The 24,656-nt window shown below is 69.3% G+C and carries 15 protein-coding genes and 1 tRNA gene; 2 read left to right on the top strand and 14 right to left on the bottom strand.

The window, feature by feature from the left end; genetic code table 11:
- Window positions 1–48: 48 nt before the first annotated feature.
- The gene (locus tag NLI01S_RS22480; RefSeq protein ID WP_067608091.1) at window positions 49–285 is read right to left on the bottom strand and encodes a hypothetical protein; all 237 of its coding nucleotides are present in this window, start codon (window positions 283–285) and stop codon (window positions 49–51) included.
- Window positions 286–451: 166 nt separating this feature from the next.
- Here NLI01S_RS22480 and NLI01S_RS26120 point away from each other — a divergent pair, with 166 nt between their 5' ends.
- Window positions 452–607 carry a hypothetical protein gene (locus tag NLI01S_RS26120; protein ID WP_190318560.1) on the top strand — a complete coding sequence of 52 codons (156 nt, stop codon included), beginning with the start codon at window positions 452–454 and terminating at the stop codon, window positions 605–607.
- A gap of 17 nt (window positions 608–624) precedes the next feature.
- Here NLI01S_RS26120 and NLI01S_RS22485 read toward each other — a convergent pair whose 3' ends face one another.
- The 7 genes from NLI01S_RS22485 to NLI01S_RS22515 form a co-directional block, all read right to left on the bottom strand.
- Window positions 625–978 carry a hypothetical protein gene (locus NLI01S_RS22485; RefSeq protein WP_067608094.1) on the bottom strand — a complete coding sequence of 118 codons (354 nt, stop codon included), beginning with the start codon at window positions 976–978 and terminating at the stop codon, window positions 625–627.
- A gap of 84 nt (window positions 979–1,062) precedes the next feature.
- Window positions 1,063–4,383, bottom strand: coding sequence for a right-handed parallel beta-helix repeat-containing protein (locus NLI01S_RS22490; protein ID WP_067608097.1), 3,321 nt, complete (start codon window positions 4,381–4,383; stop codon window positions 1,063–1,065).
- A 119-nt stretch (window positions 4,384–4,502) separates the two neighbouring features.
- Window positions 4,503–7,838 (bottom strand): AAA family ATPase, encoded by a 3,336-nt coding sequence (locus NLI01S_RS22495; RefSeq protein ID WP_067608100.1) that lies wholly within the window; start codon window positions 7,836–7,838, stop codon window positions 4,503–4,505.
- A 128-nt stretch (window positions 7,839–7,966) separates the two neighbouring features.
- The gene (locus NLI01S_RS22500) at window positions 7,967–9,667 is read right to left on the bottom strand and encodes a right-handed parallel beta-helix repeat-containing protein (RefSeq protein ID WP_067608103.1); all 1,701 of its coding nucleotides are present in this window, start codon (window positions 9,665–9,667) and stop codon (window positions 7,967–7,969) included.
- 123 nt (window positions 9,668–9,790) lie between these two features.
- Window positions 9,791–9,866 (bottom strand) — tRNA-Thr (locus tag NLI01S_RS22505).
- Window positions 9,867–9,969: 103 nt separating this feature from the next.
- Window positions 9,970–11,490, bottom strand: a complete 1,521-nt coding sequence (locus NLI01S_RS22510) for an alpha/beta hydrolase (protein ID WP_190318561.1) — start codon at window positions 11,488–11,490, stop codon at window positions 9,970–9,972.
- Window positions 11,491–11,644: 154 nt separating this feature from the next.
- Window positions 11,645–12,817: a DNA polymerase III subunit delta' gene (locus NLI01S_RS22515; RefSeq protein WP_067608109.1), complete on the bottom strand. Its 1,173-nt coding sequence runs from the start codon at window positions 12,815–12,817 to the stop codon at window positions 11,645–11,647.
- A 271-nt stretch (window positions 12,818–13,088) separates the two neighbouring features.
- Between NLI01S_RS22515 and NLI01S_RS22520 the strand changes: the two genes are divergently transcribed.
- Entirely contained in the window at window positions 13,089–13,661 is a 573-nt protein-coding gene (locus NLI01S_RS22520; protein ID WP_067608113.1) for a peptidoglycan-binding domain-containing protein, read from the top strand.
- 100 nt (window positions 13,662–13,761) lie between these two features.
- On the opposite strand, the gene tmk is transcribed toward NLI01S_RS22520, so the two are convergent.
- The 6 genes from tmk to NLI01S_RS22550 form a co-directional block, all read right to left on the bottom strand.
- Complete coding sequence (gene tmk, locus NLI01S_RS22525) at window positions 13,762–15,870, bottom strand: dTMP kinase (protein WP_067608116.1); 2,109 nt, start codon at window positions 15,868–15,870, stop codon at window positions 13,762–13,764.
- Between the two features lie 255 nt (window positions 15,871–16,125).
- A complete protein-coding gene (gene topA, locus NLI01S_RS22530; RefSeq protein WP_067608119.1) occupies window positions 16,126–18,957 on the bottom strand; it encodes a type I DNA topoisomerase in 2,832 nt (943 codons plus the stop codon).
- 664 nt (window positions 18,958–19,621) lie between these two features.
- A complete protein-coding gene (locus tag NLI01S_RS22535) occupies window positions 19,622–20,908 on the bottom strand; it encodes a hypothetical protein (protein WP_067608122.1) in 1,287 nt (428 codons plus the stop codon).
- A 319-nt stretch (window positions 20,909–21,227) separates the two neighbouring features.
- The gene (locus NLI01S_RS22540; RefSeq protein ID WP_067608125.1) at window positions 21,228–21,836 is read right to left on the bottom strand and encodes a chaplin family protein; all 609 of its coding nucleotides are present in this window, start codon (window positions 21,834–21,836) and stop codon (window positions 21,228–21,230) included.
- A 165-nt stretch (window positions 21,837–22,001) separates the two neighbouring features.
- Window positions 22,002–23,045 (bottom strand): hypothetical protein, encoded by a 1,044-nt coding sequence (locus NLI01S_RS22545; RefSeq protein ID WP_067608128.1) that lies wholly within the window; start codon window positions 23,043–23,045, stop codon window positions 22,002–22,004.
- 213 nt (window positions 23,046–23,258) lie between these two features.
- Complete coding sequence (locus NLI01S_RS22550) at window positions 23,259–24,578, bottom strand: M20/M25/M40 family metallo-hydrolase (RefSeq protein ID WP_067608131.1); 1,320 nt, start codon at window positions 24,576–24,578, stop codon at window positions 23,259–23,261.
- Window positions 24,579–24,656: the final 78 nt, after the last annotated feature.

Here is a 24,656-nt window from a genome sequence, read left to right on the forward strand (position 1 = left end):
CCCCACCAGCCACCCCCACCCTCACCCCCCACTCTTGGAATTACTCATCTAGTCCGGTTCCTTCTCCGTGGACCCCGAACCGGCCTTGTCGGCCTTGTCGGTCTTCTCGGCCTCACGGCGTTCGAACTCCACCCGAATGGCCTGCTCCGCCGCGTCCACCGCGGCTCTGGCGGTGATGGCGTTGGTATGCGCGCGGTCCAGCTCCTCAAGGAGGATGCAGTCGAAGGCCACTCGCGCATCATGGATCGCGGCTTCCAGCTGACGTGATGCCTCTTCCAGACTCATGCCCCTCCCTTCCCCAGAAGTCGGCGACCGCACACACCGATCACAGGGGTAACACGACGTAACGGACACCACGGAACACCGTCTTCACAGGTCACGGCGGCGGCGCTTCAGTCCTCGACCGGTGGGGTAGGTGATCATCGGACCACATGACCGCACAGGGAGCCCCATGGTGTACTTCATCCTCGCTCTGCTCGCGATCTGGTTGGTCCTCGCCATCGTCGGCGTCCTGATCGAAGGCCTGTTCTGGCTCGCGCTGCTCGGCGGCGTCCTCTTCGTCGCCACCGCCGTCTGGGGCCGTTGGCACGGCCGACCGGACATCTGACCGCTCCGACGACCGCCTCAGGATTCCAGCGCCGGGCGCCCGTCCCCGTCCAGACGGCGCAGCATCCGGCGGGCACGCGCCTGGTCACCGCCCAGGTGCGAGGCGACCAGATCGAGGGCCTCGTCGGTATGCCCCAGGACCATCAGGTTGCGCACCCGCGCGCGCAGCCCCGCGGGCAGCTCGTCGGGATCACGCTGCGCCGGCACGTAACCGCCCACGACCTCCTTCGGACCGGCCCGCGGCGGAGGTTCCGGCTCGGGAAGCGCATGGCGCGTCTCCATCCGGGTGAGCACCCCTCGTAGGACGTAGGATCCGACACCCAGAACCACCACCGCGCCCACCAGGGCAAACAACATGAACATCAGACTCATATCGCCCACCTACCCACACTTCGGACACGGCAGGCTCAACGCCGACACACACGGAGTAATCATTGGACCAAGAGCCCGAGAGCTTCAATCCCCGCTCCCCCAACCCTCCGGCAGGTCCTCCGGAAGCAGGGTCTGGAGTTCGGCCACCTCGGGGAACTCGCCCCCATGGGCCGCGGCCTCGATCCGCCGCGTCTGGCGCGCCACGCACTCCTCGAAGAGCGCGCGGACCTCGGCCCCGCCGCGTCCGACGAACCCGCCCGTCGGCGCTCCGATCAGGTCCGCCAGCGCCTCCCGGGTCCGTTCCGGCAACCGCAGGTCGGTCTCCTCCGCCATCGCCGCGAAGACCTCCACCAGTTCGTCGGTCTTGTAGGGCGCGAACTCCACCAGCCCGGCGAACCGCTCCGTCAGGCGAGGACCGGCCCGCATCAGGGAGGCAACCGACTCGGGGTCGCCGGTCAGGACCACCGCGACGTCGTCGTGGTGGGTCCGCATCAGACCGTCGAGGACGTCGGCCGTCTCCCGACCGAGTCCGGCTCCCTCGGCCCCACCCGGTTCCGGCAGGAGAACCGACAACACCCCGCCTCGCGCCCGTTCGAAGGCCGCCAGCGCCTCTTTGGAGGGTCGCCCCCGATCCACCAGGTCGTCGGCTCGCAACCGTACCGAATGTCCGCGCGCGGCCAGTCCCAGGGCTGCGAGGAGTTCGCCGTACAGGCCGGCCACGGTGGAACGCCCGGTCCCGGTCCGGCCGGAGAACACCAGGTGGCGCGAGCTCCGGTCCTCCCCTTCCGCTCCACCGCGTCGGGGCGACGTCAGCAGGCTCGACAGTTGTCGGGCCAGCGCCTCCTTGACCTCGCCACGGCCCACCAGGGAGTCCAGCCGGGCCATCAACGCGGTGACCTGGCCACCCATCCGCCGATCGGGATCGGCCGCGACGGAGTCGGTCACCCCCTCCAGGTCCTCGGCCAGGAGCCGGGTGAGGTCGTCCACGGTCGTGTAACCACCCTCGGAGATCCGCTCGGATTGGGCCTGGACCGCGCCACCGAGCATCCTGCGGACCTCGCGCCCGTTGTCGAAGGCCACGCCCCGGACCCGACGTTGGAAGTGCCCGACCAGAAGGTCGTGCACCCCCTCCCCCAGGTTGTAGCCGCGCTCAGCCGCCTCCCCCGCGAAGATCCCGGCCAGTTGATCGGGTGAGTAGTCCTCGAACTCGACGGTCCGCGCCACCCGCGCGCGCAGTCCGGGGGAGGCATCGAGCAGGGACCGGATCCGATCGGAGTGCCCCGCCAGGACCAGCACGAATTCCTCGCCAGGCTCCTCCATCAACGCGACCAGGGTGTCGATCACCTCCCGACCGTGCACATCCGGTGTTCCGGCCTCCCCGAACAGGGCGTGCGCCCCGTCGACGAACAACACCCCGCCGCGGGCCCGCTCCACGGCCTCGACCACTCTGGCCCGGGTGCCGCCCTGGTATTCGGCCACCAGGTCCGGCCTGGCCACCTCGATGAACCGTCCGTGTTCGGACTCGCCCAACGACCTCAGGATCTGCCCGTACAGCCGGGCCACGGTCGTCTTCCCGATCCCGGGCGGCCCGGCCAACACCAGGTGGCGGCCCACGTTCAACCCGGGCAGCCCCGCCGCGACCCGTTTTGCGCTCACCCGTTGCAGATCGACCAGAGCCCGGACCTGCCGTTTGACCCGCTCCTGTCCGACCAGCGCGTTCAGTTCGGTGAGCAGCGAGTCCAGCGAACGTTCGCGGTCCCGCACCGACCCGTCCCCGTTCCCACCGACGGAACGACCGGAGGAACCCGTGCCCCGGGCGACCACACGTTCACCGTCGCCCCCACGGTTGCCACTGAAGGTACTGTCCTCCAGGTAGACCGATGCGCCGGCGGCGGCCCACAGACCCTCGTCGTCGTTGCCGGACACGGTGCAGCGCACCAGCCGTACCCGCCCACCGTCCTCCACCATGAGCCCGTCGCCCCGGCCGTCCCTGATCGCGGTGTCCTCCAGGGCCACCACGGCGCCCTCGCCCACGCGCACCCCACGCTCTCCGCTGCCCGAGAACGTGGAGGAGCGGACCGTGACGTAGCCGCCCTGCGCGTAGACACCGTCCTCCCCGCATTCGGAGAGGTCGGCGTCGACCAGACGCACCTCGGTGCCGTCGAGAATGTTGAGGCCGTCCTCACGGGCCTCGCGCAGCACCATGCCGCGCACGGTGATCGTGGCGTCCTCACGGCTGTGGATACCCGACCCCACGTCGTGGCCGACGATGTCCTCGAAGCCCCCCGTACCACCGACCACGATGGCCATCGGGCCATGCCATCGGCTCACCCTCAGATCGTCGACCTCGAAACGCGAACGCACCGCCGCGATCGCGCCACGCCCCTCCTGGACGCTTCCGGCCACCGACATCCCCGACACCTTCACGCGGGCACCGTCGGCGACCAGCAGGGCGGCCTTGCCGACCCGATCGCAGCGCAGGTCGGTCACCGTGGCCTCGGCGCCGTCGATGAGGACGGCGTCGGCGGCGGCCCCCTCCACCTTGAGGCCCCACACGTTGAGTCGACCCCCCTCGATGGCCAACCCGGTCCGGGTGGAGCCGAGGATCTCGCAGTCGCGGAGGGTGCTCTGGGAGTCGCCATGGACGAAGAAGGCGTCCGTCTCCTCCTTGTGCGGCGACTCCACCACCAGCCGGGTGAAGTCGGCACGGGAACGCTCGTAGACCCGGACCGGCCAGTCGTACGAACCCGTGACCTGTACGTCGGTGAACTCGGGCGCGGCCCGATCCCGGACGTAGATGCCACCGCCGTCCACCAGCGCGCAGTCGGTCACCTCCGGGGAGGCACCCGCCACGTACAGGGTGTGCCAGTCGTCGTGGGCACCGACGAAGATGGTCCCGCCGACCTTCGGGGAGCACCTCCCCTGAATGGCGATCACCGCACCGGCGAAGTAGCAGTCGCGCACGAAGCCCTCGCTGCCGTCCCACAGCAGTCCGCTGTCCTCGAATCGACAGCCGATCACCTCGGCGTGCGCTCCGGACACGGTCACCCGTCGCGGTGAGGTGAAGACGCAGTCGACCGCGCGCAGCCGAGCCCCCTCCTGCACGTACAGCGGCGGGTACTCGTCCGATGAACTACGCACGCCGACCCCGTACATCTCCAGGTCGCCGCCCTTGTGCACGTTGAAGACGTTGGCCTCGTTGGCAGCCGTGATCGTGACGGTGCCCGCCCCCTCGGTGGGCACCACGACCACCCGCCGCAGCACGCCGACCGCCTGGGGCTCGACGTACTCACCCGGCTCCACCCGCAGGTAGAGGTCCGAGCCCGTGTACCGGGAGTCTCTGAGCACCTGCCCCAGGGAAGAACTCGCGGCGGAATCCGTCTTCGAGACGCGGACCGTGATCATCCATCGACTCCCAAGGAGGTAGCGGCCGCGGCGCCGCGCCGAAGGGTCTGCGTTATGTACCGTATCCACCCCAGGGTCAGGGAACCCGATACGGCCACACCCCTTGTGGCCAGGGTCGGTCAGAACCCGGCGACGTCCTCCGCCGACAGTGTCTGGAGCTCGCTCACGCCGGGCACGTCCCCGGCCAGGGCCGCGGCCTCGATCCGGCGTGCCTGTCGGGTCACGCTCGCCTCGAACAGCTTGCGGACCTCGCGTCCGTTGCCGTCGGACAGGCGTGCCTCTTCCCGCTCCATGGTCCGCGCCAGCGCCGTCCGGGTCTCCTCGGGGATCAGGAAGTCGGCCCCTTCGGCCATCCCCACGAAGATGCTCAACAGCTCATCGCCACCGTAGGGAGCGAACTCGACGGTGCGGGAGAAACGGGAGGCCAACCCGGGGTTGCTCGCCAGGAACCCGTCCATCTCACCGGTGTAGCCCGCGGCGATCACCACCACCTCGTCACGGTGGTCCTCCATGAGCTTGAGCAGGGTGTCGATGGCCTCCTGACCGAAGTCGTGTCCGCTCCCACCCGGCCGGGACAACGTGTAGGCCTCGTCGACGAACAGGACCCCGCCCCGGGCCCGTTCGAACACGTCCTTGGTCTTCTGCGCCGTGTGGCCGACGTAGGAGCCCACCAGATCGGCCCGGGCGGCCTCGACCACCTGCCCCTGGGCGAGCACGCCCAGGGCGGCCATGAGCCGACCGTAGATCCGCGCCACGGTGGTCTTGCCGGTTCCGGGCGGGCCGGAGAAGACCAGGTGTTGGGAGGACATCGAGGTGGCGAGTCCGGCCTCCTCACGGCGTCGGTTCGCGGAGATCAGGCTGATGAGGTCGGCGACCTCCCGCTTGACCCCGGCGAGCCCCACCATGTTCTCCAGGCGGGCCATGAGTTCCCGGGTCTGTTCGGCGTCCCGAGGACCGCCCACCCGCGCGGACAGGCCGGTGTCCACGACGCCTTCCAGGTCCTCGGGCACGATCAGCGCGAGGTCCTCGACGGAACTGGCGTCACCGGCGACAATCCTCCCGGCCTGGGCCTGGACGATCTCCTCGAACAGACGCCGCGCCTCACGCCCGTTGCCGAACGTCTCGTCCCGGCTCTGTCCCTGGAAGTGACGGACCAACAGGCCACGAACGCCCTCCCCCAGCGTGTAGCCCTGCTTGGGCGCCATCGTCTCGACGATGGTGGTGAGTTGCTCGGGAGAGTAGTTCTCGAACTGGATCGTCCGTGCCACGCGCGAACGCAACCCCGGATTGGCGTCGAGGAAGGTCCGCATCTCGCTGGAGTAGCCGGCGAAGACGATGACGACCTCCTCGCGCAGGTCCTCCATCAGCTTGATGAGCGTGTCGATGGCCTCCTGGCCGAAGTCGCTGCCCGAACCGAACTTCCGGGACAGCGCGTAGGCCTCGTCGACGAACAGGACCCCACCGCGTGCCCGCTCCACGGCCTCGGAGACCTTGGCGCTGGTACCACCCAGGTGTTCGGCGACCAGGTCCTGGCGGCCCACCTCGACGAACTGACCGTTGTCCAGGGCTCCCAGGGAGCGCAGGATCTCGCCGTACAGCCGGGCCACGGTGGTCTTGCCGGTTCCGGGCGGGCCGGAGAAGACCAGGTGACGGCTGACGTTGAGCGCCGGCAGACCCGCCGCGGCGCGCTTGGCGTTCACCCGCTGGAAGTCGACCAGCGAGCGGACCTCCTTCTTCACGCCGTCCAGGCCCACCATCTCGTCCAGTTCGGCGAGCAGCTCGTCCAGGGACCCGGCCTCGCCCGTGGGGGCGTCGGGGACGGTGGCGCCTTCCGCGGCCTTCGCCTTGGCCCGGACCTCGTCGCCGCCCTTGTTGTCGGCGAGTTCGGTGTCCTCCAAATGCACGACGGCCTCGTCGTGCGCGTCCACGCCCTTGTCCTCGTGGCCGGAGACCTCACACCGCACCAGCCGGGCGCGGCTCTCGGCGTCCAGCACCTTCACCCCGCTCATGGCCCCGTCCCGGATCTCGGTGTCCTCCAGGGTGGCGACCCCGCCTTCCAGGACGGCAACTCCGTGTCCTCGACCTCCGCTCAGGGTCGAGGACCGCAGGACGAGCCGAGCGCCCTCGACGTAGGCGTTGTCGAACGCGCCGTCGACGATCCGGGCGTCGGTCACCTCCATCCGGGCGCCGGCGCTGACGTGGAAGGTGTTGCCCTCCGGCGCGGTGATCTCCACGCCGTGGGCCTCGACGGTGGCGCCGTCCTGGGCCAGGATTCCACCGGCGACCCTCTCTCCGACCAGGTCCTTCACGCAGACATGAGCGTCGTGGACACCGAAGCAGACCCCCTTGAGGTCTCGTCCGTGTACCCCCTCGAACTCACCGCTCCCACCGGATACGTAGACGCCGAACAAACCCTCGTCGACCCCGCTCCGGTGCTCGGCGAGTTCCAGGTCCGTCAGGCTCACCCGGCTCTTGACGAAGTTGCCCGCGTTGCCGCCCAGATCGAAGGCACGGAAACCCCGGCCGTTCACCCGACCCTCCTTCGCGTGCAGCGCGGCGCCCTCCACCCCCTTCACGACCAGGTCGGCGAAGGTGAGCGTGCTCTCCACCACGCACACCGCGTTCGTCGGGGCACTCTCGACGCGAGCGTCGTCGAGCTCGACCTCGGCGCCGTCCAGCACGTACACCGAGTCACCGCCCTCCGCGCCACCGATCACGCGCAGCCGGGTGAACTTCGCGTGAGTTCCCGAACCAGTGACCCGCACCGGCCATCCGCGGTCCCCTTCGACCGTCAGGTCGGTGAACCTCGGTCGGGCGCCCTCGTCCACCCAAACCGAGTAGTACCCGATCGCACCGCAGTCCCGAATCTCACATTCGATGATGGTGGGCGCACTGTCGGAGACGAACAGTGTGTGGTAGCGATCACTGCCCCCGCGGAAACGCACCCGCTCCACCGTGGGCGAGGCGCCACCCTCCAAACTGAGAACCGCGTCCTCGAACACGCAGTCGCGGACGACCCCACCGCCCTTGGTCCAGTGGATCCCGGCGCCCTCGAAGCGGGTGTTCACCACCTCGTGCGAACGACCGTGCAGGCCCGATCGAACGTTGCAGTGGAACACACAGTCCACCGTCTTGAGGTGGGCGCCCTCGTCCACGTACAGCGGCGGGAACTCACCGTCGGCCCCCTCGATCCGGACGCCATAGAGCTCCAACCTCCCCTTGGGCCTGACCCGGAAGACGTTGGTGTCGGTGCTCGGTGAGATCTCCACGGTCCCCGGCCCATGGGTGGGCACCACCAGGATCTTCCGCGTGACCAAGATGATCTGGTCCTCGACGTAATGCCCCGGTTCGACGTGCAGGTACAGGTCCGCGTTCGCGTACAAGGGGGCTCGGACGGCGGCTCCCAGGGAACGGAAGGCGCCGGGATCGCTCTGGGACACGCGGACCATGTGCATGCGGCTGCTCCGGAGGTGAGGGGCTGTGTGCGCGCTACGCACCCTAGCGTTCACAAGGGCACCGACCCCGTGGAGGGTGCGATCCGGTCTGGCCGGTTCCGGCCCGTCCTCGCAGCTCCGACCGAGAGTCAACCCGTGGCCGATGAGTCCGGTTCCGGGTCGGGCTCCGGGGCAGGGTCCGTCACCCGGTTCAGATCGTTGTCCCGGAACACGGAGTCCTCGAACTCGTAGATCGCGGCATCGTGCCCCCAGACCCCGGCACCGCCGGTCCCCGCGATCGTCGAGCGCACGAGGCGTACCTTTCCGGCTTCGTCCCGCACGTCGACCCCCACACCTCCACAGTCGCGGATCTCGGAGTCCTCCAGCAGGACCGATCCGGCCCCCTCCACGAGCACTCCCTCTCGACAGGCACCGGTCAACACCGTCGAGCGCAGGGTGAGACCACCACCGTGTGCCAGAGCCAGGCCGTACTCGGACCCCTCGAAGTGGCTGTTCGACACCTCCAAGAACCCGGCGGAGTTCACACTCAACTGGAGCTTGGCCCCCTGGGTGGAGCGCACATCGTTCAACCGTGCTCTGCCGCTCTGGACGACCACCGCCGTCATAGTGAGACGTTCCCCGATCACCGAGGACAGCACGGCGTCACCGCCCTGCACGCTGAGCAGCCATCCGTCGAGGTCGAAGGCCCGAACGTTCTCCAGTTCGAGCTCCCCTTCCCTCACATGCACCGCACCGAACTCCAGGTAGTCCAACCCGTCGCTCTGCCTCACCAGGGCGGGGTGGTGGTCGCTCAGCTCCACCTCGCTCAGACGTCCCCGGGAACGGATCATGTTGAGCAGGTCGCTCCGCCCATGCCTCAGTGTGAGCCCTCGTCCCTCCAGGGAACCGTCTTCCACCATGAGGTTGGTGTACTTCGTCTCCTCCACGGTCAGACCATCGACGACAAGGTCGGCCTTCCACGTCTTCATTCCGGAGCCCTTGGGATGGGCGATCCGGCTGTCGGTGAAACCCACCCGCTCGGAATCTTGGACGTAGACCGTGTACGCCCCTCCGAAGCCGCCCGCCACGCTCAAGCGTGTGAAGTCAACGCGCGTGGTCGCGCCCAGGATTCCGATCGCCTTGTTCTCGGCCTCCTCGATGGAGAGATCCGTGAAGTGGACCACGGACCCGTTGGTGATACGTACGACGTAGTCAACGGGGGCCGTCCCGTTGAATCCTCCGTCCGTGATCACGCAGTCGGTGATCTTCGCGCGGGACCAGGAGAACTCCAGGGTCGGGGCGCCCGCGTCCCCGCCCTCGAAGCCCGAGAACCGGAGTGCCTCGGCCACCACCGCGGCCCCTTCCGCCAGGGACAGGCCCGCCTGGTGGAAGACGCAACGGTGCATCCGGCCGGTGCCCCCACGCCATTCCAGCCCGGTGCCCACGAACCGACAGTCGACGAACTCGCTTTCGCCCTTCCCCTGCAAAAGCATCGGGGAGTAGCCCTCGAACCGGCAGTCGACCGCCTTGAGTCGGCCACCGGCCTCCACCTTGATCGGAGGACGAACCGCGCTGATGGCATGGGTCCTGATCCCGTAGAGCTCAAGGGAGTGTTCGGTTTCGATCACCGCGCAATTCCCGTCCACGGCGAGCACAACGGTCTCCGGACCATGGGTGGGCACGATCATCAGCGGACCGGGGTAGGAGAGCGGTTGTCTCTCTTCGTAGACGCCGGGCTCCACGTGGAGGTAGAGGCCCTCCGTCAGGTTCCGGACCCGAAAAGCCGTCATCGCCGCTGCCAATGAGGGGTAGGCGTTGGGGTCGGTCTTCGACACGCGTACCGAGTGCATGCGTCGGCTCCTGGGGCTTCAAGGGGAATGCTGCGCTTCGTACCGTAGCGTCGCTTTCACCCCGCCCACCGCCCCGCGACGCCGAAAAAAGAACGCCGCCCCGTGACCGGGGCGGCGTTCTGGTGGAGCCGCCTATCGGAATCGAACCGATGACCTATTCATTACGAGTGAATCGCTCTACCGACTGAGCTAAGGCGGCACACCGGCACGTATTTCGTACGTGCCGAAGCAGAAACCAGTCTAACGCCTCCCGTGAGTGAGGCGTACACCCGGAGCCGGCCCGCGACCCCGGGTCGTCCCGGTCAGCCGGCGAGGTTCGGGGCGCAGGCCATCCCGTCCTCGGGCACCGCCAACTCCAGCAGGTAGTCGTCCACGACCTGGTCGACGCACTCGTCACCCATCCTGTAACCGGTGTGGCCGTCGCCGTCCCGGGTGACCAGGAAGGCCGACTCCAGCTGGTCGGCCAGCGACTCGGACCAAGCGTAGGGGGTGGCGGAGTCGCGGGTGGTGCCCACCACCATGATCGGGTCGGCCCCCGCACCGGTCAGGTCCGGTGTTTCGGCCACCGCGTCCTCGGGCCAGAACGCGCATGGCAGAGCGCCCCAGGCCAACATCGGACCGAAGACCGGGGATTCCTCCCCCGCCATGGCGGCGGCCTCGGCGTAGGCCTCCACCTCGCGCGGGGCCGGAGAGTCGGAGCAGTTCACCGCGGTGAGCGCGGCGGTGGAGTTCTCGTACTCGTCCAGGTCGCCCCGGCTGTACAGGTCGTCTCCCAGCAACAGCAGCCCCGTGCCGTCGCCGCCCTCCATGGCGTCGGTGAGCGCCTCACGCACCCGTGGCCACCAGTTCTCGGTGTACAGGGCGGCCAGCACCCCCAGTTCGGCACGGGCCCGGTTGACCTCGCGGCCATCATCGGTGGTGGTCTCCAACGGCTGTGTCGCGGCCTCGTCCAAGAACGCCTCCAGTGCCTCGATCCCCTGATCGACGCCGTCGCCCGAATCACCGAGCGGGCAGTCCTGTTGGTCCAGGCAGTCCCCGACGAAGGCGTGCAGCGCCGTCTCGAAACCGCCGGCCTGCTGGACGCTCACACTCAGCTGGTCCTGGGCCGGATCGACCGCGCCGTCCAGGACGAGCGCGCGCACGTTCTCGGGGAACTGTTCGGCGTACTGAGCGCCGATGTGGGTGCCGTAGGAGGCTCCGAGGTAGGTGAGCTTCTCGTCTCCCAGGAGCCCGCGCAGCAGGTCCATGTCACGTGCGACGTCGGCGGTGCCGACGTTGCGCATCAGGTCGGGCGCGCTCTCCTCACAGGCCTCGACGAACTCGCGGCTGCCCTCCTCGATCTGGGCCAGTCCCTGGGGGCTGAGGTCGGCCATGTCGTCGGCGCCCGGTCCCGTCCCGTAGTCGGTACCGAGGAACTCGTCGATCTCCTCGGCCTCCAGACAGGTCAAAGGGGTGCTGCGGCCCACGCCCCTGGGGTCGAAGCCGACCACGTCGAACTGTCGACGCACCGTCTGGCTGAGGGTGTAGGGGCTGTGGTCCACGAAGTCGTGGCCGGAACCGCCCGGACCGCCAGGGTTGACCACCAGGGAGCCCAACACCTCGTCTCCGGTGGCGGGTACACGCTTGACCGCGATCTCGATGCGTTCCCCCTCCGGTTCCTCGTAGTCCAGCGGAACCTCGAAGACCGCGCACTCGCTCTCGGGCAGACCGCTGTCGCACCCCTGCCAGTCGAGTTCCTGCTCGGCGAAGTCGACGGAACCCGTGACCGCGCCGTCCCCGTCGGACCCACCGTCACCGGAGGTACAGCCGGCGACCAGCACCATCGCTCCGAGCAGCGTCGCCCCTACCCGCGCCCTCAGCCCCACCCGAATCCGCCTCCACTCGTCCAACACGTCGCGTCCCGATTGTCGCGGTCCCGACCGCGTGCTCGGTCCGGGCCTCACCACGGGCACCGACCGGTTCTCGTTCGTCCGGCCCTCAGCCCGCCAGCAGGGCGGAGGTCATGGCCTCCATGGCGATCTGCGGGTGCACGTTCGTGGCGATCCGCTCCCGGCACGCCATGATCGCGTCGATCCGGCGCAGGGTCGCCTCTGGTGGTCCGGAACGGGCGATCCGTTCCAGGTCGCCGGAGCGTTCCGCTGTGGACAGTTCCACGTTCGCGCCCAGTTGGATCGCGAGGACGTCCCGGTAGAAGGCGGCCAGGTCCAGCAGGGCACGGTCGTAGGAGTCGCGCTTGATCCGGGTGGCCCGGCGCTTCTGCCGCTCATCCAGGTCCTTGAGCGCCCCCGCGGCGCCGCGGATGGCCTTGGCCACGCCCTTTCCGGTGGAACCCTCACCGAAGGCGGCCTTGAGTTCGCCCTTCTCCTTCTCGTTCAACGCCGTGGTGAGCGCCTTGGACTCCTCCTCGGCGATCTCGTACAGCCGGGCGGCGGCCGTGACGCAGGCACCCAGGCCGGTCAGCCCGACCGGGATGGACAGGACCTCCTCCCGGCGGCGACGTGCCTCGGGCTCCGTGGCCAGTTGCCGGGCCCGGTCCACGCGGCCCGCGGCGGCCCGGGCCGCGGCCTCGGCGGTCACGGCGTCCACCCCGTCGCGCCGCACCAGGGAGTCGACGATCTGCCTGGTGCCGGGGGTGGCCAGGGTGACCAGACGGCAGCGGGATCGGATCGTGATGAGCAGGTCGTCCGGGGTTGGGGTGCACAACAGCCACACCGTTCGTGGCGAAGGCTCCTCCACCGCCTTGAGCAGGGCGTTGGACGCGGCCTCGGTGGCACGGTCGGCGTCCTCGAAGAGCACGATCCGGAAGTTGCCGCCCGAGGGCTTGGATCCGGCCCGCAGCACCAGGTCACGGGTGGCCGACACACCGAAGCTGAGCCCGCTGGGGCGTACGTAGAGCACGTCCGGGTGGGTGCCGGTCAGGACCTGGTGGCAGGAGTCGCAGTGTCCGCAGCCACCCTCCCGACATTGCAGTGCCGCGGCGAAGGCACGCGCGGCCTCCTCACGGCCCGAGCCGGGCGGACCGGTGAACAGCCACGCGTGGGTCATACCGGCGCCCCGCCCCCCGGCGAGGAGGTCCGCGGCGCCCTGGACCGCGCGCCCCAGTTGGTCGGCGGCCACCTGTTGGCCGACGAGGTCGTCGAAGACCGTCACGCGCTTCCCCTATCCACGACTCACTGATCCGGTCTCCAGGATAGGAGCCGGCACCGACGCCCGGACCGTTTTCCGCAGGCCCTCTCTCCCGGATGCGAGGGGGAGCCGCACCCCTCCAGGGGACCCGACGCGACCCTTCCCATCAGGTTGTCATCGGGGCCGGACCAGGTCAGAAGGGGTGTCGGGGTGAACTTCGGTCGGGGGCGAGGGATCTCTTCATGTAGAGGGCGGCCGCGACGGGGGCGCCGCCCGAACCACAGAAGGAGAACAGATGTCGAAGGCACGAGGGATCACCCTGCTGTTCGCGTCGGGCGCCATGGTCGCCGGGTTCGGCCTCGCGGGGGCACCGGCCGCTCTGGCGGACGGACCGAACACGCCGCCCGAGGTGGTCGCCGCGATCGAGGCCGCCGCGTGGCCCGAGCTGGAGGAGGGCCAGGAGACCTGGGAGGTCGCGGTCGTCAAGTTCCTGCTGGTGGAGTACGGCTACCTCGACGTCACCGAGGCCACGGAGGTGTTCGACGAGCGGCTGACCGAGGCCGTGACGGACTACCAGGGGGACAAGGACCTCGACGCGAACGGGATCGTCGACGAGCCGACCTGGGAGGCCCTGACCGAGGACCTGGGCATCGTCCGCCAGGGTGCGGAGGGCAACCGGGTGAAGGCCGTGCAGTACGCGCTGGTCTCCGGCCACGGCTACGACCTGGACATGGACGGCCTGTTCGGTGGGGCCACGCGTTCGGCGGTGGTCGACTTCCAGACCGGGGCGGAGATCGACGCCGACGGTGAGGTCGGTCCGATCACCTTCCAGGCCCTGCTGACCACCGAAGAGGTCTCGGTCGACTGACCCCTGTCCGGGACACGGCCGCACCCTCGGGGAAGAACGGAGGGGTCTCCCACCGGATCCGGTGGGAGACCCCTCCTCGTGAAGCCCTCCGTCGCAGGCGCTACTCCGGTCGGATCACCGGGATCATGCCGGTGACGGCCTCGGATTCGGCGTCGATGGGGTCGGGCAACAACGGGCGCACCCGACGCTGGATCTCACGGGCGATCCGTTCCCGGGTCTCGCTCGCGTCCAGGACCAGGTAGCGATCCGGGTCGGCTTCGGCCAAGGCACGGAAGCCCTTGCGGACACGCTCGTGGAACTCGGCCGACTCCGACTCGATCCGGTCGGCGGGGCCGCCCAGCCGCGCGAGTCCCTCCTGGGGACGCACGTCCAACAGCACCGTCAGGGTCGGCACCAGCCCCTGGGTGGCCCAGTCGCTGATCTCCTGGATCTCGGAGACCGCCAGGTCGCGCCCGGCTCCCTGGTAGGCCAGCAGCGAGTCGACGTAACGGTCGCTGATCACCACGGCGCCGCGGCGCAGAGCCGGCAGGATCTCCTGCTGCACGTGATCGGCCTTGTCCGCCGCGTACAGGAGCACCTCGGCACGATCGGTGATGTGCGAGTTCTCACGGTCCAGCAGGAGGCCGCGCAGCCGCATGCCCAGTTTGGTGGCGCCCGGCTGACGGGTGCCCACCACCTCGAATCCCTGGTCGCGCAGCCACACGGTCAGATCACGGACCTGGGTGGACTTGCCCGCGCCCTCTCCGCCCTCCAGGACGATGAAGGCCCCCGCGACGGAGGCCTCCTCGGCCTCCTCGGTACGCGGGCCGACCCCGCGCAGGGCGGCGAACAGTTCCGGGATCAGGCCCGGGCCCGCCTCGGGGTCCTCGGCGTTGGCCTGGTGGTAGGTGACGAAGCCGAGCGCGAGGGCGATGAGACCACCCACGAGCAGGACCAGTCCACTGCCGTACAGGGAGTAGGTGAGGGGCCCACCGAGCGGGAGTTCGTGGTCCCCGGCGAATCCCGCGGCGATCGGGGCCAGGACGGCGGCGGCGAGCAGCGCGACCCGCCCGGTGGCGTGGAGCAGGGCGAACGCGCTCTCCCGTCGGTCCTCCTCGACCTCCACGTTGATCAGCCAGGTGCCGGTGGCCCAGGCCAGACCCGCGCCCAGGCCGAGCACGAACGCGAGGACGGCCGACAGGACCATGTCGGTGACGGCGCCGGCGATGAGCAGTGCCAGGGCGGCCAGCGCCACGGACAGTCCAAGGAAGCGGCGGCGGCTGAACTGCTTGAGCACGCGCGGCGCGGATACCACGCCCAGGCCCAGACCGAGGAAGAGCGCGGCCACGAGGACACCGAAGCCGGCGTTGCCCGCTCCGAGGTTCTCCACGTGCGGCCGGCCCAGGCCGATGACCAGACCACCCGCGGCGGCGGTGACGGCGAGCCCGAAGAGTACGCCCCGGATGAGCGGACCGGTGCCCACCGCCTGAGACCCGTTGCCGAGCGAACTCATCAGCGCCGCGTCCCGGTTGGGGCTCAGCGACGTCTTGGACACGGTGTGCTTGGGCAGCGGCAGCCCGGCCACCACTCCGGCGGCGACGAAGAAGGTGAGGGCGTTGATGTAGAGGGCGACGTCCGCGGCGGGGTCGGCCATGGACGGCACCAGTGCGCCCAGCAGATTGCCCACCGAGGCCAGGACCGCGAAGAGCAGGGCAGCGACGGGCGCGGCGCCGTAGGTGGCCAACAGGGTCAGGCGGCCGGCCTGGCCCAGCATGCGTTTGGGGACGAGAACGGCGATGGTGGCGTCCCGCGCGGGGGTCCAGAACAGGGCCACGACCTCCGCCAGCAACCCCGCGATCAGCAGCCACTGCAACGCGAACCCGGGGACCGACAGGCCCATGATCGGGATGGAAACGTACAGAAGGCCACGCAGGACGTCGCCGCCGACCATCGTCCATCGACGGTCGAGACGGTCGGCCACGAGCCCCGCCAGGGGGCTGAGCAGGACCGCGGGGGCCAGCTTGATGGCGACGACCCCGGCGATGGCGAGGTACTGAACGAGTGTGGAGCCGTCGGCGGTGAAGATGGCCGCGAGGGACACCAGTGCCAGGAGGCTCAGCCAGTCACCCAGACTGGAAAGGGAAAGTGAGACCCACAGCCTTCGGAAGGGTGTGATCGCGAGGACGTTCTGCGCCTCGGCCGGCGCTCCCAGGGGTGCAGATCTGCTCATAGCGCTCAAGATTATCGATGAGGGGGATCGGTACTGACAGGCGTCCATCGCCTGTCCGGGATTCGGGGATGCCTCCGGGGCTCACACACGATTCCGCGCCCTCATCAGCCTGACTCAGGGTAGTACGGAAGATCATTCCCCGACAGGGGATGAGGTCCCGTATCCGTTACGAAACAGCGGAAACCGCCCATCCGAACTTCTCTCACGAGAGATGGAGAGACACCCGGGTGGGCGGTCGCCAGGACGCACAGGACGTCACTCCGTCGTGGTGGTCTTCGGCTCGCCGGTCTTCTTGGCGGCGGGCTTGCGCGTCGTCGCCTTCTTGGTGGTGGTCGTGGTCGACTTCTTCGCGGTCGTCTTCTTCGCGGTCGTCTTCTTGGCCGGGGCCTTCTTCTTGGCGGGCGCCTTCTTGGCCGGGGCCTTGGCCCGACGCTCGGCCAGTAGTTCGGCTGCGCGCTCGTCGGTGATCGAGGCGACCTCGTCGTCCTTGCGCAGGGAGGCGTTGACCTCCCCGTCGGTGACGTAGGGACCGAAGCGACCGTCCTTGATCACCATCTTGGCGCCGCTCTCCGGATCCTCACCGAGCTCGCGCAGCGGCGGAGCGGCGGCACGACGGCCACGCTGCTTGGGCTGCGCGAAGATCGCCTTGGCCTCTTCGAGGGTGAGGGTGAACATCTGCTCCTCGTTCTCGAGGGAGCGGCTGTCGGTGCCCTTCTTCAGGTACGGACCGAACCGACCGTTCTGCGCGGTGACGTCCTCACCGTCGAGTTGCCCCACCACACGGGGCAGGGACAGCAGACGGAGCGCGTCCTCCAGGGTGACCGTGTCCAGGTCCATGCTCTTGAGCAGCGAACCGGTGCGCGGCTTGACCTTCGCCTTGGCCTTGCTCTTGGGCTTGTTCTCGCCCTCGGCCTCCTCCGGCTCCGGGATGACCTCGGTCACGTAGGGGCCGTACCGACCGGACCTGGCGAGGATGGTGCGCCCGGTCTCGGGATCGACCCCGAGCTCACGGTCACCACTGGGCTGGGCGAACAGCTCCTCGGCCTTGGCCGGGGTGAGCTCGTCCGGCGCCAGGTCCTCGGGCACGTTCACCCTGGTGCCGTCACGGTCCAGGTAGGGGCCGAATCGACCGACCCGGAGCACGATGTCGGTACCGGGCAGGGGCAGCGAGCTGACCTCCTTGGGGTCGATCTCGGACAGGTGGTCACCGACCACCAGGTCCTTGAGACCCGTCTCCTGCCCCCCCTCGGGGGTCTGTCCACCGAAGTAGAAGCGCCGCAGCCATGGCAGGCTCTCGGTCTCGCCCCGGGCGATGTCGTCGAGGACGTCCTCCAGGCGCGCGGTGAACTCGTAGTCCACCAGGTTCCCGAAGTGGCGTTCCAACAACTGCATCACGGCGAAGGCAAGGAAGGACGGCACCAACGCCGTGCCCTTCTTGAACACGTAGCCGCGGTCCTGGATGGTGCCGATGATGGCCGCGTAGGTGGAGGGGCGACCGATCTCCCGCTCCTCCAACTCCTTGACCAGGGTGGCCTCGGTGTAGCGCGCCGGCGGCCGGGTGCTGTGCCCCTCGGCCTCCAGGCTCTGCGCCTTGACCGGGTCCTCCTCGCTCAGTGCGGGCAGGCGGCGCTCACGGTCGTCCAGGTCGGCGGCCGGGTCGTCGGAACCCTCGACGTAGGCCTTGAGGAACCCGTGGAAGGTGATGACCTTGCCGCTCGCGCTGAACTCGGCGACCTCACCGTCGGAGGAGGTGCCCTCGATACGGACGGTGACGGACTCACCGACGGCGTCCTTCATCTGAGAGGCGACGGTGCGCTTCCAGATGAGCTCGTAGAGGCGGAACTCGGGGCCGGACAGGCCGGTCTCGGAGGGGACGCGGAAGCTTTCGCCCGCCGGACGGATGGCCTCGTGGGCCTCCTGGGCGTTCTTGACCTTCTTGGCGTACACACGTGGCTTGTCCGGCAGGTGGTCGCCGCCGTAGAGACGTCGTGCCTGGTCACGGGCGGCCTTGACCGCACTGTCCGACAGCGTGGTGCTGTCGGTACGCATGTAGGTGATGTGCCCGTGCTCGTACAGCCGCTGGGCGACCTGCATGGTCTGCTTCGCGGACAGGTTGAGCTTGCGGGAGGCCTCCTGCTGGAGGGTGGTGGTGCGGAACGGCGCGTACGGAGAGCGACGGTAGGGCTTGCGCTCCACCGAGGAGACCGCGAAGCCGGTTCCGGAGAGACGTTCGGCCAGGCCACGGGCGGCGGCCTCGTCGAGGTGGCGCACGTCGCGGTCGGAACGGATCGCACCCTGGGGGGTGAAGTCGCGACCGGCGGCCACGCGCTTTCCGTCGACCGACAAAAGCGTGGCGGGGAAGCTGGCGGGGGCGTCGGCGGCCGCTCCGGCGGCGTCGAAGACCGCCTTGATGTCCCAGTACTCGGCGGAGGTGAAGGCCATCCGCTCGCGTTCGCGCTCGACCACCAGTCGGGTGGCGACGGACTGCACCCGGCCCGCCGAAAGCTTGGGCATGACCTTCTTCCACAGCACGGGTGAGACCTCGTAGCCGTAGAGACGGTCCAGGATGCGGCGCGTCTCCTGTGCGCTGACCAGACGGGTGTTGAGCTCGCGCGTGTTGTTCGCCGCGTGCTGGATGGCGTCCTTGGTGATCTCGTTGAAGACCATCCGTCGGACGGGGATCTTGGGCTTGAGTTCCTCGCGCAAGTGCCAGGCGATGGCCTCGCCCTCGCGGTCCTCATCAGTGGCGAGCAGGAGTACGTCGGCCTCGGCCAGCAACTCCTTGAGCTTCTTGACGTGGGCCTTCTTGTCGGTGTTGACGACGTAGAGCGGTTCGAACTCGCCGTCGACGTCGACACCGAGCCGCGCCCAGGACTCCCCCTTGTACTTGGCGGGGATCTCCGCGGCCTTGGCCGGCATGTCACGGATGTGCCCGATGCTGGACTCCACGACGTAGCCGCGCCCCAGGTAACCGGCGATGGTCTTGGCCTTGGCCGGTGACTCGACGATGACCAGAGTGGTCCCCGTCCCCTGGCTTCCGTTGTCCTTCGAGCCGTTCTTGCCGGCGCTGCCCTTCGTGGCTGGCACGCTGTTTCCCCTACGTCTAGCCTTACGTTTTCTCTCGGCCGTGGTCCTTCGGCTCCTGTGGGAACCGACAGTAACCGAACTACAGGCGCTCCCCCGTCGGTGAGCGGACCGGGGCGACCGCACCCGAGTTCGCCTCGTCGTCGGTCACACGGCCCCACACCCACCGGCACCCGCAGAATAAGCGCTCATCGGACCGGTACCGGCCCGTAACGTGTATTTGCGACCGTGGCAACCCTCTCCCCCGACCTCTCGGTGGCTCTGGCGAGCACCCCGAACACCCCAATGCAGTGACTTACATCACACTTTTCGACTCCGGGGTGTTCTGCCCTCAAAATGCGACGAGTCCTCCCGGATATTCCCGGGAGGACTCGACTCGTGTTCTCGAACCGGTGGTCGCCACCTCCGCTCCCCCGCAGTCCACCGCGTTCCAAACGGAACGGGGGCGCGGAGGCGACTTCCTCCGACTCGTCGTGCGCGGCGCGTGTACGCCGCTCGCGGGAACGGTGTTCCCCGGCCATCGTCCGCCGTCCACATCGGGATGAGCGTGTCCACCGCAGTCCACCGCGTTCCAAACGGAACGGTGGGACGCACTCCCTCTGCCGGACGGGTGTCCGATGTCCGGGTCACACCCCCGCGCGGGTCCGTCGACGGACCCGCTCAGGTCCTACAGGCCGACGCCCGCGGCACCCAGCAGGCCGCCCACCGGGTCGACCTTGGGCACGTCGGTGGCCTCGGGCAGCTCGGCCGGAGCCTGCTCCGCCGCGGCCTGGCCCTCGGTCTCGCTCACGCTGTAGTCGACCGGCAGCATCTCGGAGACGGGGATCTCGGGCAGCTGGTCGACCCCGGGCACGCTGTCCAGCGCGGAGGCCTGGGCCTCGGTCTCGGCGCTCTGGTGCACCACCTTGGAGTCGGCGTCGGTGGCGCTCGCACCGGCGATACCGGCCACGGCGCCCACGGCGTTGCCCGCGACGTTGACGGGGATGTCCGCGTCGGCGACGAGCTGGTTCCCGCCGGCCAGCGAACCGTTGCCGGAGGTCGCGACGTCCTGCTCGACGTCCTTGACCACGGCGTCGCTGTCGGTGGTGGCCGCGCCGGCCACGCCGCCCACGGCACCGACCGCGTTGCCCGCGGCGTTCACGGGAACGTCCAGGTCCGCGACGAGCTGGTTGCCGCCCAGCGCGGAGCCGTTGCCGGAGGTCGCGATCGACTGGTGCTCACGGACCGGGGCCGACTGACGCAGCACACCGGCGTCCACTCCGGAGGTGTCCGGCAGGAGCCGGGCGTTCCCGACGGCCTCGTCGAGCAGGTCGGTGGCGGTGAACCGGCCGGCCTGGTGCTCGACCGGCGCGCTCTGGTGGTCGCGCACGATCGCGTCGGCGTCGGTGGCCGCCGCGCCCGCGACGCCGCCCACGGCACCGATCGCGTTGCCGGACACGTTCACCGGAACGTCGAGGTCGCCGACCAGCTGGTTGCCGCCGAGCAGGGAGCCGTTGCCGGAGGTCGCGACGTCCTCGCCGCCGTGGCCGTGGCCGTGGCCCGCCTCGTGCAGGACCTTGGAGTCACTGCCGGTGCTGGAGGCACCCGCGACGCCGCCGACCGCGCTGATCGCGTTGCCCGTGACGTTCACCGGGACGTCGCCGTCGACCACGAGCTGGTTGCCGCCCAGCAGCGAACCGTTGCCCGAGGTGTGCACCTCGTTGTGCTGGTGGTCGATCACCTTGGCGTCGGAACCGGTGCTGGAGGCACCCGCGACACCGGCGACCGCGCCGATGGCGTTGCCGGTCACGTTGACGGGGACGTCGCCGTTGACGACCGCCTGGTTGCCGCCCAGCAGCGAACCGTTGCCGCTGGTGGCCGCGTCGCTGTCGGCGAGCGCCACGCCGCTGCCCAGGGCGACGAAGCCCGCGGCCATGAGCACTGTCTTCGCGGAGGTGCTGGCCCACTTACGCATGTGGGGTCCTTTCGAGAGAACGAGTAGTAGAGAAGGTGTTGTGCATGGGGCCACAGGCCGTTCCACACCCCTGGGTGGGATGTGGGCCTTCGACCAAGGCCGGGGATCATCCGGTCGGCTCCGCACCTGGACGGTGCGTCTTCACCGGTCTGTCGGGTACGGTCACGTCGCGTCCTCGCTGGCTGCGTACGGACGCCCGCGCCCTGTCGATCAGCTCCGCTCTGGTTGAGCGGCGGCTGACGTGAACCCCGAGCACAAGGCCTTGGCCGGTGCTACGGGACTCGCGTCAGCCCCCGGACCCGAGGGCCCGGGAGTCCGATCAGGCCCGGGCCTTGTGGCGCCGGCCGTAGAAGATGAAGCCCACACCCGCGGCGATGGCGAGGACCGCGGCGGCGACCAGGCCGGTCAACGCGCTCTGGTCGGCGCCGGTGACCGCGAGGCGGGACTCGTCGGCGGGGGGAGCGGAGGGGGTCTCTGTCGGGACGGAGCGCTCGTCGGCGGCGTCCTCCGTGCCCTGCGGGTCCTCCTCGACCTGCTCCTCACGCTCTTCCTCGGGGGTCTCCTCCGGGGTCTCCTCCGGCGGGTCCTCCTCCTCGGAGATCTCTTCTTCCCGCGGGTCCTCCTCCTCGGGGGTCTCCTCCGGCTCGGGCTCCTCCGGGTCGTAGCCCTCGTAACCGTCGTCCGGTCGCTTCGGCTCGGTCACCTCGGCATCACCGTCGGTGCACTCGGCACCGGCCACGCCGAGAACCGCGACGGCGTTGCCGCAGACGTTGACGGGAGCGTCGACGTCTGCCTCGATCTGGTTGCCGCCACCGATGGAACCGTTACCGCTGGTGGTGGTGTCGGCGTAGGCGGTCCCGTAGGCGGTGGTGGCGAGGAGGCCTGCGGCGATGAGGGCCGCGACACGGGTGTGGGTTGATCGGGTCATCGGGTGTCATGTCCTTTGGTCGACGAGAGTCGGATCTGCCACTCGTGGACCACGGACGGTCACCCGGCGTTGAGTGCCTGGGGTGAGACGCACACCCACCTCGGAAACGGTGGGGTGCTCGTGCGCGAAGGCGCACCGACCGGCCGCGATCCCTGCGGGAAGCGGCTAGTCAGGCGAGAAGGAAGGGTCGTCCGCGGCGTCGCGCACGACCAGAGTGGGGTCGCCGGGAAGGGCGACCCGCTGGGCCCGGAGTTCCATGTGGCCGGACCGGTTCATGAGGAAGCCGGCGGCACCGGGAGCGGGGAAGGACGGGGCCGAGGCACCGGTGGCGTCGGGTCCGACCTGGTGGTGGGAGCCCCCGCCGATGAGACGGATGCGCTCGGCGTCGTCGTCTTGAGCGGTCTGCTCCGTGGCGGCCTGAGCGGCTTCCTCGGCCATGCGCAGACCGGTCTCGGTGACGTGGACGGGCACACCGTGATCGGCGTGCGATCCCGTGCGAGTGGGCTCTTCGTCCGCTTCCTCGTCCTCTTCGTCCTCGTCCTCGGGACGGTCGACGGAAGAGGAGGAGACGGGGTCGTCGGCACCGAGGAGCGGCAGGCCCAAGGGGCCGCCGGGCTCGGTGACGGAGTCGATCCCGTGGTGGCCGACGGATTCGGTCAGTCCTGCGGTGACACCGTCGACGAGGTCACCCTCACGCAGCGAATCGTCGGTGGCCCGAACCATGTCCTTGCCGGTGCGGGCGACCCCTCCGACCAGGTCGGAGGCCCCGCGAGCGGTTCCGTCGACGGTCCGCGCGGTGTCGTCTACCGCGGTCTCGGCGATGGAACCGACCCGGCTCTGCTGTAGAGCACCGGAGACACCGGTGTCCTCGAGCGCGGTGGCGGGAAGCGAGGTCGCCTGCGGGACGACCCTTTCGGCGACGGCCTCGGTGGATGCGGTGGCGTGGGCCGCGGCTTCGGAGACCCGGGCCTGCCGGATCTCCTCGGTCGTGGCCTGACCGGTGCGTTCGGCGGCGTCGCCGACACCCAGCACGCTGTCGACGAGGGCACCGGATTCGGCGCCGGTGTCGCTGTGCGCGACCCCGACACCGCCGGCGATCCACGCGACCGCGACGATTCCGGACAGGAGCAGCAGTCGAGCGTAGACACCACGGGTGTTGCGAGCAGCGCGACTGGAGGACACCAGCCACTCCCGGCTCGCGAGCACCATGGATGCCCCCTTGTCTCGACTACCACTGGACGGTCCCGCGCGGCGTTGTCGCCCACGGCCGGTCGTCGGCCCCCGGAAGGACGGGGTCACCTTCGAACTGAAAGCAACCGTAGCATCACACCGGGTGACCATGGGTGGGAAAAACGAACCGCACCGAGAAATTCTCGGTGCGGTTCGTCCAGGTTCAGGAGCGGTCGTCCCGAATAATTCCGGTCAGCTCATGTCGATGAATCGGTCCAACACACGGACTCCGAATTGGAGACCGTCCACGGGGACACGTTCGTCCACCCCGTGGAACATGCCGGCGAAGTCCAGCTCCGGCGGCAGCTTCAGCGGGGAGAACCCGAAGTTGCGGATGCCCAGCCGCGAGAAGCTCTTGGCGTCGGTACCGCCCGAGAGGCAGTACGGGACGGCCTTGGCGCCCGGGTCCTCCGCCAGCAGCGACTCCGACATCGCGGTGACCAGGCCGCCGTCGAAGGAGGTCTCCACCGCAGGAAGGTGGTGGATGAACTCACGGCTCACCTTGGGGCCGAGCAGTTCGTCGATCTTGGCGAAGTACTCGTCCTCGGTCCCCGGCAGGAAACGACCATCCACCTGGGCGGTGGCCTCACCCGGGATCACGTTGGCCTTGTAGCCACCGCCCAGCACCGTCGGGTTCAGGGTGTTGCGCAGCGTGGCACCGATCATCTTCGCGATCGGACCCAGCCGCGCCACCGTGGCGTCCACGTCCTTCTCGTCGAAGGGGATCCCGAACTCCTCGCAGATCTCCTCCAGGAAGGTCCGGACCGTGGGGGTGAGCTGCACGGGGAACCGGTGCTCACCGAGCCTGGCGACCGCGGCGGCCAGTTCGGTGACGGCGTTGTCGTGGTTGGTCATCGACCCGTGGCCGGCGGTGCCGCGCGCGGTGAGCTTCATCCACGCGATGCCCTTCTCCGCGGTCTCCACCAGGTACAGGCGTCGGTTCTCGTTGACAGTGAACGAGAACCCGCCGACCTCGCTGATCGCCGAGTCGCAGTCCGCGAACAGCTCGGGGTGCTCGTCCACCAGGTACTGGGCGCCCCAGGTACCGCCGGCCTCCTCGTCGGCGACGAAGGCCAGGACGATGTCGCGCGGAGGGCGGCGCCCCTCGCGCAGTCGTTGCCGCAGCGTGGCCAGCACCATGGCGTTCATGTTCTTCATGTCGACCGCGCCACGGCCCCAGACACAACCGTCGGCGACCTCGGCGGCGAACGGATGATGCGTCCAGTCCTCCGCTGCCGCGGGCACCACGTCGAGGTGTCCGTGGATGAGCAGAGGGGGACGACCGGAATCCTCGCCCGTGATCCGCGCCACCACGTTGCTGCGCCCGGGGTGCTTCTCGTAGATCTCGGACTCCACCCCGACCTCGTCGAGGCGGCCCATGACGTACTCCGCGGCCTTGCGCTCACCGGGGCCGGAATGGTCGCCATAGTTGGAGGTGTCGAACTCGATGAGCTCTCGGCACAGGTCGACGACCTCGACCTCCGCCGCGCTCGGATCCCTGTCTTGCGCCATCTGGCTCTCCCGTCTACCGACCGCACCTTTCGCCCTAGACCCTGCCACGCTCTTTCCTCGTCCGGAAGCCGGTCGCCC

Source organism: Nocardiopsis listeri NBRC 13360, assembly GCF_001570765.1.
GTDB classification, from domain to species: Bacteria; Actinomycetota; Actinomycetes; order Streptosporangiales; family Streptosporangiaceae; genus Nocardiopsis; species Nocardiopsis listeri.

Bases quoted from the DNA above. Each gene is read 5' to 3' on its own strand.
- tmk (WP_067608116.1), bottom strand. From the start codon at position 15,870: ATGAGCAGATCTGCACCCCTGGGAGCGCCGGCCGAGGCGCAGAACGTC.
- NLI01S_RS22495 (WP_067608100.1), bottom strand. From the start codon at position 7,838: ATGCACATGGTCCGCGTGTCCCAGAGCGATCCCGGCGCCTTCCGTTCC.
- NLI01S_RS22520 (WP_067608113.1), top strand. From the start codon at position 13,089: ATGTCGAAGGCACGAGGGATCACCCTGCTGTTCGCGTCGGGCGCCATG.
- NLI01S_RS22535 (WP_067608122.1), bottom strand. From the start codon at position 20,908: ATGCGTAAGTGGGCCAGCACCTCCGCGAAGACAGTGCTCATGGCCGCG.
- NLI01S_RS26120 (WP_190318560.1), top strand. From the start codon at position 452: ATGGTGTACTTCATCCTCGCTCTGCTCGCGATCTGGTTGGTCCTCGCC.
- NLI01S_RS22540 (WP_067608125.1), bottom strand. From the start codon at position 21,836: ATGACCCGATCAACCCACACCCGTGTCGCGGCCCTCATCGCCGCAGGC.
- NLI01S_RS22545 (WP_067608128.1), bottom strand. From the start codon at position 23,045: ATGGTGCTCGCGAGCCGGGAGTGGCTGGTGTCCTCCAGTCGCGCTGCT.
- NLI01S_RS22500 (WP_067608103.1), bottom strand. From the start codon at position 9,667: ATGCACTCGGTACGCGTGTCGAAGACCGACCCCAACGCCTACCCCTCA.
- NLI01S_RS22485 (WP_067608094.1), bottom strand. From the start codon at position 978: ATGAGTCTGATGTTCATGTTGTTTGCCCTGGTGGGCGCGGTGGTGGTT.
- NLI01S_RS22550 (WP_067608131.1), bottom strand. From the start codon at position 24,578: ATGGCGCAAGACAGGGATCCGAGCGCGGCGGAGGTCGAGGTCGTCGAC.
- NLI01S_RS22510 (WP_190318561.1), bottom strand. From the start codon at position 11,490: ATGGTGCTGGTCGCCGGCTGTACCTCCGGTGACGGTGGGTCCGACGGG.
- NLI01S_RS22490 (WP_067608097.1), bottom strand. From the start codon at position 4,383: ATGATCACGGTCCGCGTCTCGAAGACGGATTCCGCCGCGAGTTCTTCC.
- NLI01S_RS22480 (WP_067608091.1), bottom strand. From the start codon at position 285: ATGAGTCTGGAAGAGGCATCACGTCAGCTGGAAGCCGCGATCCATGAT.